The organism is Buttiauxella sp. B2 (assembly GCF_006376615.1).
Classification (GTDB): domain Bacteria; phylum Pseudomonadota; class Gammaproteobacteria; order Enterobacterales; family Enterobacteriaceae; genus Buttiauxella.
On record NZ_VEXQ01000006.1, the window covers coordinates 111,348 to 124,723 of the forward strand.

General features: G+C 49.4%; 11 protein-coding genes. 2 read left to right on the top strand and 9 right to left on the bottom strand.

Going from position 1 to position 13,376, the window contains the following annotated elements:
• Nucleotides 1-24: 24 nt before the first annotated feature.
• Nucleotides 25-1,701: a YbaL family putative K(+) efflux transporter gene (gene ybaL, locus FH968_RS09460; RefSeq protein ID WP_139878902.1), complete on the bottom strand. Its 1,677-nt coding sequence runs from the start codon at nucleotides 1,699-1,701 to the stop codon at nucleotides 25-27.
• A gap of 222 nt (nucleotides 1,702-1,923) precedes the next feature.
• Nucleotides 1,924-3,132 carry an MFS transporter gene (locus FH968_RS09465; protein ID WP_139878903.1) on the bottom strand — a complete coding sequence of 403 codons (1,209 nt, stop codon included), beginning with the start codon at nucleotides 3,130-3,132 and terminating at the stop codon, nucleotides 1,924-1,926.
• Between the two features lie 189 nt (nucleotides 3,133-3,321).
• Between FH968_RS09465 and ushA the strand changes: the two genes are divergently transcribed.
• The gene (gene ushA, locus FH968_RS09470) at nucleotides 3,322-4,974 is read left to right on the top strand and encodes a bifunctional UDP-sugar hydrolase/5'-nucleotidase UshA (protein WP_139878904.1); all 1,653 of its coding nucleotides are present in this window, start codon (nucleotides 3,322-3,324) and stop codon (nucleotides 4,972-4,974) included.
• A 29-nt stretch (nucleotides 4,975-5,003) separates the two neighbouring features.
• On the opposite strand, the gene FH968_RS09475 is transcribed toward ushA, so the two are convergent.
• The 5 genes from FH968_RS09475 to FH968_RS09495 form a co-directional block, all read right to left on the bottom strand.
• On the bottom strand, nucleotides 5,004-5,891 hold the full coding sequence (locus FH968_RS09475; protein WP_139878905.1) for a GyrI-like domain-containing protein: 888 nt from the start codon (nucleotides 5,889-5,891) through the stop codon (nucleotides 5,004-5,006).
• Between the two features lie 92 nt (nucleotides 5,892-5,983).
• Nucleotides 5,984-6,463 (bottom strand): Cys-tRNA(Pro)/Cys-tRNA(Cys) deacylase YbaK, encoded by a 480-nt coding sequence (gene ybaK, locus FH968_RS09480; protein ID WP_139878906.1) that lies wholly within the window; start codon nucleotides 6,461-6,463, stop codon nucleotides 5,984-5,986.
• Between the two features lie 207 nt (nucleotides 6,464-6,670).
• Nucleotides 6,671-7,471: a TraB/GumN family protein gene (locus FH968_RS09485; protein ID WP_139878907.1), complete on the bottom strand. Its 801-nt coding sequence runs from the start codon at nucleotides 7,469-7,471 to the stop codon at nucleotides 6,671-6,673.
• A gap of 89 nt (nucleotides 7,472-7,560) precedes the next feature.
• Nucleotides 7,561-10,068, bottom strand: a complete 2,508-nt coding sequence (gene copA / locus FH968_RS09490; RefSeq protein WP_139879007.1) for a copper-exporting P-type ATPase CopA — start codon at nucleotides 10,066-10,068, stop codon at nucleotides 7,561-7,563.
• Between the two features lie 168 nt (nucleotides 10,069-10,236).
• Nucleotides 10,237-11,346 carry a GGDEF domain-containing protein gene (locus tag FH968_RS09495; RefSeq protein ID WP_189389050.1) on the bottom strand — a complete coding sequence of 370 codons (1,110 nt, stop codon included), beginning with the start codon at nucleotides 11,344-11,346 and terminating at the stop codon, nucleotides 10,237-10,239.
• Between the two features lie 212 nt (nucleotides 11,347-11,558).
• Here FH968_RS09495 and cueR point away from each other — a divergent pair, with 212 nt between their 5' ends.
• Complete coding sequence (gene cueR / locus FH968_RS09500; protein ID WP_139878909.1) at nucleotides 11,559-11,960, top strand: Cu(I)-responsive transcriptional regulator; 402 nt, start codon at nucleotides 11,559-11,561, stop codon at nucleotides 11,958-11,960.
• Between the two features lie 5 nt (nucleotides 11,961-11,965).
• Here the strand turns inward: cueR and FH968_RS09505 are convergent, their stop codons facing one another.
• Both FH968_RS09505 and FH968_RS09510 read right to left on the bottom strand, forming a co-directional pair.
• Nucleotides 11,966-12,412 (bottom strand): NfeD family protein, encoded by a 447-nt coding sequence (locus FH968_RS09505; protein WP_139878910.1) that lies wholly within the window; start codon nucleotides 12,410-12,412, stop codon nucleotides 11,966-11,968.
• On the bottom strand, nucleotides 12,409-13,323 hold the full coding sequence (locus tag FH968_RS09510) for an SPFH domain-containing protein (protein ID WP_139878911.1): 915 nt from the start codon (nucleotides 13,321-13,323) through the stop codon (nucleotides 12,409-12,411). The genes FH968_RS09505 and FH968_RS09510 overlap by 4 nt, the downstream gene beginning before the upstream one ends.
• Between the last annotated feature and the right edge of the window lie 53 nt (nucleotides 13,324-13,376).

The following is a 13,376-nucleotide window of genomic DNA, read 5'->3' on the forward strand; positions in this document are numbered from 1 at the left end:
CTGGTGAGGGGATAAAGTTAACAACTAACCCGTCACCGTTTCCTTAACCACCGGTATATCCAGCAATCCCATCATGGTATTCGCGATTTCTCTCTCACCCATTACCACCTGATTGGCACCACGTTCAGTGATGTAATCCACTTCATCGTCATAATGGGCGCGGGCAATAATCTCAATGTCTGGGTGTTTTGTTCGTGCTGTCGCGACTATTTCACCTGCTTCGTAGCCGTTGGGTATCGTCAGTAATAACCAACGCGCGCAATCGAGGTGGGCGATATTCATGATTTCTTCATTGGCGGCATTCCCCAGCACCGCGCGAATCCCACGTTCACGTAGTTCATCCACCCGGCTGCGAGACGTTTCAATTACCACCAGTGGAATGCCCTGAGCCATCAATTTCTCGCCCAGTAAACTTCCCACGCGCCCAAAGCCTACCAGCAAAGCATGATTGCAAATATCGACCGGTATTTGCTTCTCGTCTTCGATAGCTTCTTCCAGTGTTTGTTCTTCCAGGGTTTCGGTTTTTTCGAGGTAGCGCTCAAGAACCGCGAATAAAATCGGATTGAGCATAATCGACAGAATTGCCCCAGCCAGCACCAAATTTTGCCCGGTTTGTGGCAGCAAATTCAGCGCCATTCCTAAGCCTGCGAGAATAAAGGCGAACTCACCAATTTGCGCAAGGCTTGTGGCAATCGTTAATGCAGTACGTTGAGAGTGGCCAAACAGGCGCACCAGGAAGAAGGCGGCCAACGATTTACCGAAGATGATAATTGCCACCGTACCCAGTACGGCCAGCGGTTCCTGAATCAGAATCATCGGGTCGAACAACATGCCAACCGAGACAAAAAACAGGACTGCGAAGGCGTCTCGTAGCGGCAGTGTGTCGTGTGCGGCGCGGTGGCTGAGTTCAGATTCATTGAGCACCATGCCGGCAAAGAACGCACCCAACGCAAAGGAAACATCAAACAATTCGACGGCACCAAAGGCAATACCCAGCGCCAGCGCGAGAACGGCAAGCGTAAACAGTTCACGTGAACCCGTTGCCGCGCTGCGTGCCAGAATCCACGGCACCAGACGGCGGCCTACTATTAGCATGATGGCGATAAACGCAACGACCTTGCCGATGGTAAAGCCCATATCCAGCGACAGCGATGCAAGGCCGACATCCCCTTTTTCAAGCATTCCGGCAACCGCAGGTAGTAGGACCAGCGTTAATACCATTACCAGGTCTTCAACAATCAACCAGCCAATCGCAATTTGTCCACGCTGGCTGTCTATTAACTGCCGTTCTTCAAGCGCCCGCAGCAGCACCACGGTACTGGCGGTGGAAAGGCACAGACCAAAGACGATGCCGGTCATCAATGGCCAACCCATCAACGATGAAAGCGCCATTCCCAGAAGCGTTGCCACAGCAATTTGGGCAATCGCTCCGGGGATGGCGATGGCCTTTACCGCCATCAAATCCTTCAAAGAGAAATGCAGACCAACACCAAACATCAGCAGGATCACACCCAGCTCCGCCAACTCGGGAGCGAGTTTAGTATCTGCGACAAAGCCAGGCGTAAAAGGGCCGGCTAAAACCCCAGCTAACAAATAGCCCACCAACGGTGATATGCGCAGTTTATTGGCGAGCATGCCGAGTAAAAAGGCCAGTACAAGGCCACCGACAATGGTGGTGATAAGCGGGGTGGCGTGATGCATTCCGTCTCCTTTCGTAATTAATGAGATCCAAAACTCCAATAATCTACTTTTAGTTTATGACAATTTTTTAAGCGATGTGTGTGTTAAATATGTAGTTTTTCATGAAAAGGCGCATTTAGACAAAAATTGGCATCTGACGGGGGTTTTATACACTTAATTTAAGAAAGTGTTGGCAATATGTGGGGGAAGATAGAGGCCAGGTGTGTTCTCTGGCCCTTATAACTATGACTTATGGCGATTATCAGGCAGGAATATAGTCAATATGCCGAGAAGTGGTAGGAAAGCACATATTTTATAGACTAATTCGATACTGGTATGGTCGGCGACCAGGCCTAGTATTGCAGCACCCAAACCGCCCATCCCAAAGGCAAATCCAAAGAACAGACCGGAAACCATGCCGATACGCCCTGGCATCAGTTCTTGTGCATAGACCAGAATTGCTGAAAACGCGGAGGCGAGAATAAAGCCGATGATGACCGTCAGGATGCCTGTCCAGTACAGCGATACATAAGGCAGGAACAGGGTAAATGGTGCGACGCCGAGGATTGATCCCCATATGACATATTTTCGCCCAATCTTGTCACCAACTGGGCCGCCAATCACCGTCCCTGCGGCGACTGCAAATAAGAACGCGAATAGGTGGAATTGGGCATTTTGCACTGACAAACCAAACTTGTGCATCAAATAGAAGGTGTAATAGCTGCTGATGCTCGCCATATAGAAATATTTAGAGAAAATCAGCACCAGCAAAACAGACACCGCCTGAATCACTTGTTTACGGGGTAAAGGGTTAACCACTGGAGCGGCAGCTTTACCTTTTGCCATACGGTGTTGTGCGGCATACCAGCGGCTGATTTGCAGCAAAACAATGATTGCCAACAGTGCAGCCAGCACGAACCAGCCGACGTTGCCTTTGCCGTAAGGGGCAATAATTAACGCTGCCAATAAAGGGCCTAAAGAGCTACCAAAGTTGCCCCCGACCTGGAATAGTGATTGCGCAAGACCATGACGTCCACCCGATGCCATTCGGGCCACGCGGGAGGATTCTGGGTGGAATACCGAAGACCCCGTACCGACAAGCCCGGCGGCCAATAACACCATCGGGAAACTGCCGGCCAGCGCCAGAATAACTAACCCGCAAAGTGTGAAACACATACCAATCGGCAACGACCATGGCATCGGGTATTTATCGGTGTAGTATCCTACCACCGGCTGGAGTAACGATGAGGTGACCTGGAAGGTCAACGTTATCATCCCGATCTGCACAAAGCTCAGCGAGAACTCACTCTGTAATAGCGGATAAAGCGCCAGAATAAGTGACTGAATCATATCGTTGAGCAAATGAGAGAGGCTGATGGCCCCAAGAATACCAAATGCAGTACGCGCCTTTTTAGGTTCAGGCGACGCGAGAGTTTGTTCCGAGATTGCCATAAGTACCTGTAATTAATAAATTGATTGTTTTTTAGCCCAGTTCACTGATGGAACCGTAGGAAATCATTACCCAGCTAACATACCTGCAGCACTGAGTTGAAGAAAGTCACAATCATGAAAAGTTACTTGTCTATGCTAGTAGCTGTCTGCTATTGGTGCGGAAGTATTTATTGAATATGGAGATTTGCGATGAAGTTCGTAGTGAAAGGGGTGACCACAGCACTGCTTATGGCAGTCAGTTTGACCAGTGCATCTGCGCTGGCCTGGGAAAAAGATAAAACCTATAACATCACCATTTTGCATACCAACGATCACCATGGTCATTTCTGGCGTAACGAGCATGCTGAATATGGGCTTGCGGCACAAAAAACTCTGGTGGATAGCATTCGTAAAGAGGTTGCGCAGAAGGGCGGGAGCGTTCTGCTGCTTTCTGGTGGCGACATCAATACAGGCGTTCCTGAGTCCGATTTGCAGGATGCAGAACCCGATTTCCGTGGTATGAACCTGATTGGCTACGATGCGATGGCTATCGGCAACCATGAATTCGACAATCCTTTGTCTGTGTTACGCCAGCAAGAGAAATGGGCCAAATTCCCGCTGCTGTCGGCTAACATTTACCAGAAAAGCACCGGCGAACGCCTATTTAAGCCATGGGCCATCTTCAAGCCTCAGGGCATTAAAATCGCGGTTATCGGTTTAACCACTGACGATACGGCGAAAATTGGCAATCCAGAAAACTTTACCGATATCGAATTCCGCAAACCTGCAGATGAAGCAAAACTGGTGATTCAGGAACTGCAATCCACTGAAAAACCGGATGTGCTTATCGCCGCAACTCATATGGGTCACTACGACAACGGTCAACATGGATCCAACGCGCCAGGTGATGTTGAAATGGCCCGTAGCCTGCCTGCTGGTGCCTTGACGATGATTGTCGGTGGCCACTCGCAAAACCCAGTCTGTATGGCTGCGGAAAATAAAAAACAGGTTGATTACGTGCCAGGAACGCCATGTGCACCGGATAAGCAAAACGGTATCTGGATTGTTCAGGCGCATGAGTGGGGCAAATACGTCGGGCGTGCTGATTTTGAATTCCGTAACGGCGAGATGAAACTGGTGCATTACCAGCTAATCCCTATCAACCTGAAGAAAAAAATTACCTACGATAACGGTGAAAGTGAGCGTGTGCTTTACACCCCGCAAATTCCTGAAAACCAGCAAATGCTCTCATTGTTGACGCCATTCCAGAACAAAGGCCAGGCACAGCTAAATGTGAAAGTCGGTAGCGTAAATGGTCATATGGAAGGGGATCGCAGCAAAGTTCGTTTCGTGCAAACCAATCTGGCGCGTCTGTTGCTTGCGGCACAAATGGACAGAACCGGTGCAGATTTTGCAGTGATGAGCGGGGGTGGCATTCGTGATTCGATTGAAACCGGCGACATTACTTATAAAGATGTACTGAAAGTGCAGCCATTTGGTAATACCGTGGTTTATACCGAGATGACAGGCAAAGAAGTGACGGAATATCTGAGCGCGGTTGCACAGAAGAAACCAGACTCTGGTGCCTATCCGCAGTTCTCGAATGTCAGCTTTGTGGCAACCGCCGCAGGTTTGCAAGATTTGAAAATCAAAGGTGAGCCAGTTGACCCTGCGAAAACCTACCGTATGGCGACGTTAAACTTTAACGCCACTGGTGGTGACGGTTATCCTGAAATCGATAAAAAACCGGGCTATGTAAACACCGGTTTTGTCGATGCCGAAGTGTTGAAGCAGTACATCGAAAAGAACTCTCCGCTCGATGTAAATGCTTACGAACCTAAAGGCGAAGTAAGCTGGCAGTAAGAGCTTGCTCCTCTCCGCCTGGAGAGGAGCTATTTTAATGGCAACAAAATATCCGTCTGCTGCGCGTGCTCGGGATGGTTTTTATCCAGTTCCAGGTAGCGGAAGTAAACCGGGAAATCACGTAATTCCTCGCCACTTTGCGGTAACCACTGGCGATAAAGATAGTAAACGCTATCGCTGATTCGCTCATAAGCACCAACATGCCGAACGATCGCACAACGCCCGCCAGGAATGGTTTTACTGATAACGCCCTGCGGGTTTTCAGGAACTTGCCCGTTGGCTTCGGGGTTCAATTCACCGCAGACATCGAAACGAAACTCATCACCAGGTGTGGTGAGCGGATCGTTCCACGGCACGCCGTATGTGCCTTGCGTGGTGTAGTCTGAAAGACCTGATGCTTTACGCCACTCAATAAACGTCGCGACCGTATTATTCACGAGCATCGGGTCGCCAAGATGTTCCAGAACAGCCACTTTCATCGGTTCGACGTTAATTATTTTCACATCCATATTCGCAAGCCTCTGCTGATTTTCCCGTCCGGGAAATTGAAAATGTATATGCCAGTCAACCCATACAGGATCTTTGCGAAATTCGCTGGGCGTCAGGCCGAAGGTATTTTTGAAGGCTCGGGAAAATGATTCAGGATTTTCAAATCCGGCATCAAGGGCAATGTTAATCACTCTTTCCTGCGGGTCATTCACCAGCCGGAAAGAAGCCCTTTTCAGCCGCATCAGCGTGATATAACGGCTGATGCTTATTCCGCAGAACTGGCTGAACTGGCGATGAAAGTGAAAACGTGAAAAACAGGCGACGTCACTGAGTTGCTCGACGGATAACGAGCTGTCCAGATGCTGTTCAATATAGGCAAATACTTGTTCAAAACGCCGGGTATATCTTTCGTGTTTTTCGCTATTCATTATTCCTCCCTCAAGGCGTTAACTTTGCCAGTGACCATTGAACTTGTCCTGACCGAGATTGCTCTTTTGGAGGGATGTCTGCGTAAAACACGTTAGTCTCGGCGGGCAATTTCAGCGAAAGTCGCATTCAGCAGTTTTGCGAGATCTGTGGCGGCTAGTTCAATATCCAGACCGCGTTTTCCGCCAGAAACATAAATGGATGAGAATGTCTGTGCCGGGGCGTCGATGACTGTCGGCAGGCGTTTTTTTTGCCCCAGAGGGCTAATCCCTCCCACCAGATAACCGGTAATCCGCTGGGCAACCATCGGGTCGGCCATATCCACTTTTTTGGCTCCCAACGCTTTCGCCACTTTTTTTAAATCCAGTTGGCCGGAAACCGGAGTCACCGCTACCGCTAACTGCTTCATGTCGCCATTAATGGCAACCAGCAACGTTTTGTAGACTTGCTCGGCATTCAGTCCAAGTTTGCGTACCACTTCATCACCAAAATTTGTTTCACTCGGATCATGGTCATAAGCATGTAACTGAAATGGAACGCGGTTTTTTTCGAGAAGTTTAACGGCTGGTGTCATGTGTCCTTCTTAGTGCTTTGTCTGAAAAGCGCACAAATTAATAAATGGAGTGATAAGTTTATTAAATATTATATTGTCACTTAATAGTGATAGCGTTAATCGTCACATTGAGCGACAATTCTGTTTCTGGTCATTAATTTGGTCAGAATAACTACAATAATATACAAATTCCTCTTTGACGGGCCAATAGCGATATTGGCCGTTTTTTTATTTGTTTTTCAACAACTCAGATAAATTCCCTTCGCCATACAAATGCAACGCTCCTACAGCAACAACATAGCTTCCTTCGGGTAATCGTTGCAAAAAAGCCTGCCACCGAAGGTTACGCTGAAGCATAAGTACATCATATAACTCGTCACCAAATGTATTGGGCAGTGAAACTTTCCCGCGTAGTGGAGGGCTTTCCATCCACCAGCTGATCATCGTTTGTAGCAAACGTGCGTTGGTATGCCAGTGTTCGAGGGTGTCGGTTAACAGCGGCATTCCGCCATCGGGTAATTTGGTGAGGATATCAATCTGATGTTGAGCACCTTCCAGTTCAATCACTGGAACCGCCATGGCTTTTGCGGCCTCCAGTAACTGAAAATCAATCCCGTACTCAGCGCGCAAACCCAGGCGCTGCGCCTGATAAGCTTGCAGCACCAGCGCAATTTGCCAGGCAGGCTGGTTATCAATTTGGCTCAGTGGGATGCCCAATTCCTGCGATAACGAGACAATCTGCGCCCAGTCATCGGCGGGCAGGCGTTGCTCAAGCGGGAGTTCATCGGGATTATTCGGGAAAGGCGAGCCGCCTTCAGAAATATCAGCTTCGACAATCAGTGCGTCGGCATCTCTGAGCTTGTTGATAAGCTTATCGGATAGCGGCGCCATGTCGCGCGTGCCCATATGGATGCTGCCGACCAGGTGTAGCGAACGGTTGCCCGCAAGTGTGATATCAAGCGCAGGCCAGGGATAAGTGGTGGCAGTTAAGCGGGAGAAAAGCGTGCGAACTCTTTGCAACAGACCCATATAGCTGATTTCCTGGCTAAAAAGTCATGCTACCGCTGCGATGAGTCTGGTGCAAATTTCCCCACGCGAGGTAGCGTGGGGAAGATGGATTAGTCTTTCGGTTTAAAGCGCAATAAACGGTTGGCGTTGCTGACCACCGTAATGGATGACAGCGCCATTGCAGCCCCGGCAACAACTGGGTTCAGTAATGTTCCTGTCAGCGGGTACAAAATCCCTGCAGCAATCGGAATCCCCAGAGTGTTGTAAATAAACGCCCCCATCAGGTTTTGCTTCATGTTGCTGAGCGTAGCTTTGGATATCGCCAACGCATCAGCCACCCCAACCAGACTGTGGCGCATCAACGTAATTGCGGCGGTTTCGATAGCGACGTCACTACCTCCACCCATCGCAATCCCTACTTCAGCTTGCGCTAATGCTGGCGCATCGTTGATACCGTCACCAACCATCGCAACCTGCCGGCCTTGTTGTTGCAGGTTTTTAATCGCTTCGGCTTTGCCATCAGGCAATACGCCTGCGATAACTTCATCAATACCTGCTTCTTTGGCAATCGCGTTAGCGGTGGTTGGGTTGTCCCCGGTTAACATCACCAGACGGTAGCCGTTACGGTGCAAGCGTTGCAATGCACTGACGCTATCGGAGCGCAGTGGATCGCGGATGGCGAACAATGCGACCAGTTTCCCGTCTATCGCCAGCAGAACCGGTGTGGCCCCACGGCTGGCCTGAGCTTCAATTTCTGCGGCCATCAGACGGGTATCAACACTTTGTTCATCAAGCAGCGCTTTGTTGCCGAGCAGTAACTGATGCCCTTCGGTTTCACCGCTGACACCCAATCCACGCAAAGTGCGGAAGGCATTCACCTGCGGCAATTCAACACCGTCCGCTTTATCAAGAATAGCGCGGGCGAGTGGGTGGCTGGAGCCTTGTTCCAGCGCTGCGGCCAATCTCAACGTATCAGCCTCAGACCAGTCGTTGTAGGTCACAACTGTGACGACCTGCGGTTTACCTTCGGTCAGCGTACCGGTTTTATCAAAGACGATAGTATCGAGCGTGCTGGCGCGTTGCAGGGCATCGGCATCACGTACTAACACGCCAAACTCAGCGGCACGGCCCACACCAGAAATAATCGACATCGGCGTTGCCAGACCAAGCGCACAAGGACAGGCAATAATTAGCACCGTGGTGGCAATCACTAGCGTGTATACAATTTGCGGGGCCGGGCCGAAGAAATACCAGATTGCGGCGCTAAACAGGGCAATCAGAACCACTACTGGCACGAATACCGCTGAGATTTTATCGGCCAGTTGGCCGATTTCAGGCTTGCTGCTTTGTGCCTGGCGTACCATACGGATAATACGAGACAGCGTAGTGTGGCTGCCTGTTGCTGTGGCGCGGAACAGCACGCTGCCATCTTGCACGACAGTCCCCGCATGAATAGGCTCATCGGTAGATTTTTGTTGTGGCACCGGCTCGCCAGTCAGCATCGCTTCATCAAACCAGGCTTCACCCTGGGTAATTTCCCCGTCGACTGGCACACGGTCACCGGTCGTCAAACGCAGAACCATGCCTGCTGTCACTTCCGCCAGAGGGACACTTTTTTCGCCTTCATCAGTAACCACTCGTGCAGTTGGGGGCGTTAAATCCAGCAGGCGTTCCAGCGCTTTAGAAGAGCGTTGGCGAGCGCGTTGTTCCAGCATATGCCCAAGGTTAATCAGGCCAATAATCATTGCGCTGGCTTCATAATAGAGATGGCGTGCTTCCATCGGGAAGTGCTGTGGCCAAATGTTGACAGTAATGGAGTAAATCCACGCGGCACCGGTACCCAGAGCGACCAGTGTATCCATGGTGGCGGTTTTATTGAGCAAACTGCGCCAGGCGCTACGATAGAAATGACCACCAGCGAATACCATTACGCCTAACGTGACAATACCGATTGCCAGCCACAATGAACGGTTGTCGTCGGTGACCATCATATTGTCACCGAACATTCCCCACACCATCACCGGAATACCAACGGCAAGGGCTAAAATAGCTTGCCAGCGGAAGCGTTTAACGGCGGCATTGGCAGTTTCTTGCTGGCGTTCACGGCGTTTCGCATCGTCTTCGATGGCTTCTGCCCCGTATCCGACGCTTTCAACCGCTTTTACTAAAGATTCGGCAGAGGCAGAGCCCATAATCAGGGCGCTGCGCTCGGCAAGATTTACCCGTGCCAGGCTGACTCCGGGGACGTTTTGCAACGCACTCTGTACCCGGGTCACACAACTGGCGCAGCTCATCCCGTTGATCAACAACTGTTGGCTATCGTCGTCATCTTCGGTGGCTGTCGGAAGCTGTGGAGCGGCCGCTGTCAGTGCTTCCGACGGGGTTGATGACTCTGTCAGCGGATCAGACTTTGGGTGGCTGGCAGCCGCCGCGTCGTACCCGGCTTGTTTCACTGTGTTGATTAATTCGTCAACGGTTGCAGTGCCCGTTACGCTGGCGTGAGTTTGTGTGACTTCGGCCTGCTCAACGTCAGGGCGTTGTTCCAGACTTTCTTTAACGCGTTTAACGCAATGACCACAAGTCAGGCCATCAAGATTTAGATCGATAACGTGAGACATCATCCGACTCCTTTTATTTGGGATTACGATAAGCCTAAACCTTCCATCAAGGGGAAGGTCAAGGTTTTATCTGGCAGATGATCGTTTTAGATCTTTTATTACAGTAATAGCAGAGTGAAAGAGAGATAATCGAGGGCAATAAACAGCCTATCACCATGAATAGTCAATTTATTTCATGAATGAGATCGCGTTTCTTCCACCGCGTTTAGCTTTGTAGAGTTCTTTATCTGCGGCTTCCAGCAATTCCTTTAAGTTCATTCCGGGCTGCCATTGGGCAATCCCCTGGCTGACAGTGAGCAATGAGGAAACCTCAGAACCTTGATGAGGAATTTTTGCCGCGGCAATATTCGCTTTGATGCGATGGCTGATTTTGATGGCCTGGCCAATATCTTTGCAGTGTGTGATAACAACAAACTCTTCGCCGCCAAAACGAAATGCAGCATCACTGGTCTGGCGCAACGAATTCTCAATACATTGTGATGTTTTGAGCAAGCACTCATCACCCGCTACATGCCCGTATATATCGTTGTACTGCTTAAAAAAATCAATATCCAGGACAATAAGAAATAACTTTTCCTGCCGTTTTTCCAGTGCGCGAATACTGTCGTGATAAAACGTCGCCAGGCTGCTTTTGTTATACAAACCCGTTAGCGAATCATAATGAGCAAGCTTAGTGAGCTTCTGGATTAACAGGTTTTTTTCATATTCACTGCGTTGTGAACGTTGATACCACTCGAGCAGGATGTAACGTGCAGAATAGATAACTGCCATAATAATGAAATAAGCCGCTATTTGTAGCAGATTAAACTCCTGCCATGGGCCTACGTCACTACAAAACCATGCAAGAATTAGCGGGACTGAAAAAATTAATAATAATTTCCCTGAGATATAAAATGCAATCGTCGCTGGAAGCAGGATTATCAGCATGAAACAGAGAGAAATCATCGTATTTTGGTAGAGGGCAATCAAAGTGAAAAGTATCGCGGCCCATAGCAAACTGAACACTAAGACAATGGCAGGAAGCAATCGTTGGTACAGTTTTTTAGCAATGCTCTGCTTTAAAGTTACATAAAAAATAAGGTTTATAGCAGCGAAGGAAATTATGCAGATGTTAAAAGCCGTGAGATTGCTGGATTGATAATGTGCGTGCGGGGTATAAATATTCCATAACATCAGCCAGGTGCAACAAACAATATTCAGACACAAAAACCACGCATATCCTTTACTGAATGCAATGCTAGTCTTCGTTTCTTTTTTCTGATTATCTTGAAAATTCACACATTTTCCTCTTTCAATCTGACTAATACAGTAGGTGATTAAGCCTCTTATTTCAAAGGGAAATGGCATTTAAGGAAGTAGAGTCCAATGACTGTATTGATCTTTCACATAGAAAACCTTGTGAGATCATATATATAAGGATTGGCTGCAACTCGAACGATTTGGGGTTAATATCACAGCTTCTTCCACGAACGGAAGATTGAGGAGGAAACATGAATATCAGCGATGTCGCGAAGAAGACGGGTTTGACCAGTAAAGCGATTCGTTTTTACGAAGAGAAAGGGTTGGTGACGGCGCCTCTTCGCTCTGAAAACGGCTACCGTAGCTATACGCAAAAGCATCTTGATGAACTGACGTTACTGCGTCAGGCACGACAGGTAGGGTTCAATCTTGAAGAGTGCCGTGAACTGGTTAACTTGTTCAATGATCCGGCGCGACACAGTGCAGATGTGAAAACCAGGACACTGCAAAAAGTGGCAGATATTGAGCAACATATCAGTGAATTGCAGGCGATGCGCCAGCAACTGCTCGCGCTCGCCGAATCATGCCCTGGAGATGACAGCGCTGATTGCCCGATAATCGACAATCTTGCGGGCTGCTGCCACCGCCAGTAACAAGTTTAAAGCGCTTTTACTTTCAACGTGATGCCTTCAACAGCTAACACAACCACTTCTGTGCCAGCAGTTAAATCGCTATCTGCCATCACCGGCCATGAGCTATCCGCAACCCGCACATGGCCACGACCATTCACCAGCGGAGCGTCCAGGCGCAGATGCCGGCCAATAAGCTGGTGGCCGCGCTGGTTAAGCACTTCTCCGGGTTCTTGCTGTTTGCGCGTTGACAGCCAGCGCCACCACAAAAATGCGGCAACCAGCGTCAGAATAGCAAAGCAAACACCTTGCCATTCCCAGCCTAACGGCACAATCCACACCAGCAAACCGGTTAGCACAGCCGCCACACCACTCCATAGCAGATAACCACTGGCACCTAACATTTCAGCAGCCAACAGCAGGCCACCTAGCGTCAACCAGAAGATATGTGCGTGGGCAAACAGCAGGGCTATCATTTTTTACGCTCAGTACCGCTTTGCGCGATAAGTTCGCTAATCCCGGCAATAGAACCCATCAGACTGGTAGCGTCCAGTGGCATCAACACCACTTTGCTGTTATTGGCAGAACCAATCTGTTGCAGCGCGTCGGTGTATTTCTGGGCAACAAAGTAGTTAATTGCCTGAATGTCACCTTTGGCGATAGCCTCGGATACCATTTGCGTGGCACGAGCTTCCGCTTCAGCACTACGTTCACGGGCTTCTGCTTGCAGGAATGCAGACTGACGCTCACCTTCTGCTTTCAGGATTTTCGATTGCTTGTCCCCTTCAGCTTTGACGATTTCAGCCTGACGGATCCCTTCGGCTTCCAGAATATACGCACGCTTAGTACGCTCGGCTTTCATCTGAGCATTCATCGCGTCTATCAGTTCAGCGGGTGGACGCACATCACGAATCTCGATACGTGTGATCTTAATGCCCCACGGATTGGTGGCTTCATCGACGATATGCAGCAGGCGGGTGTTGATGTTGTCGCGTTGCGAAAGCATTTCGTCCAACTCCATAGAGCCGAGCACGGTACGGATGTTGGTCATGGTGAGGTTCATGATAGCCAGCTCAAGATTACTGACTTCATAAGCGGCACGCGGGGCGTCGACGACCTGAATAAAACACACAGCATCGATAGCAACGTTGGCGTTATCTTTGGAAATAATTTCTTGAGAAGGGATGTCGAGAACTTGCTCCATCATATTGATTTTGCGGCCAATACGGTCCATAAATGGCACCACAAGGCTCAGTCCTGGCATCAGGGTTTTGGTATAACGGCCGAAGCGTTCCACAGTCCATTGGTAGCCCTGCGGCACGATTTTTACCCCTGCGCCAACGATGATCAGCGCGACGAGGATCAGTACGGGAATGACGATTAGCATCAAAAAACCTCCATTGTTATTTTGATGTAAGTCTAACTCTTAACGCGGAAACA

Coding starts and splice junctions, on each gene's coding strand:
- ybaL (WP_139878902.1), bottom strand. CDS start 1,701: ATGCATCACGCCACCCCGCTTATCACCACCATTGTCGGTGGCCTTGTA.
- FH968_RS09465 (WP_139878903.1), bottom strand. CDS start 3,132: ATGGCAATCTCGGAACAAACTCTCGCGTCGCCTGAACCTAAAAAGGCG.
- ushA (WP_139878904.1), top strand. CDS start 3,322: ATGAAGTTCGTAGTGAAAGGGGTGACCACAGCACTGCTTATGGCAGTC.
- FH968_RS09475 (WP_139878905.1), bottom strand. CDS start 5,891: ATGAATAGCGAAAAACACGAAAGATATACCCGGCGTTTTGAACAAGTA.
- ybaK (WP_139878906.1), bottom strand. CDS start 6,463: ATGACACCAGCCGTTAAACTTCTCGAAAAAAACCGCGTTCCATTTCAG.
- FH968_RS09485 (WP_139878907.1), bottom strand. CDS start 7,471: ATGGGTCTGTTGCAAAGAGTTCGCACGCTTTTCTCCCGCTTAACTGCC.
- copA (WP_139879007.1), bottom strand. CDS start 10,068: ATGTCTCACGTTATCGATCTAAATCTTGATGGCCTGACTTGTGGTCAT.
- cueR (WP_139878909.1), top strand. CDS start 11,559: ATGAATATCAGCGATGTCGCGAAGAAGACGGGTTTGACCAGTAAAGCG.
- FH968_RS09505 (WP_139878910.1), bottom strand. CDS start 12,412: ATGATAGCCCTGCTGTTTGCCCACGCACATATCTTCTGGTTGACGCTA.
- FH968_RS09510 (WP_139878911.1), bottom strand. CDS start 13,323: ATGCTAATCGTCATTCCCGTACTGATCCTCGTCGCGCTGATCATCGTT.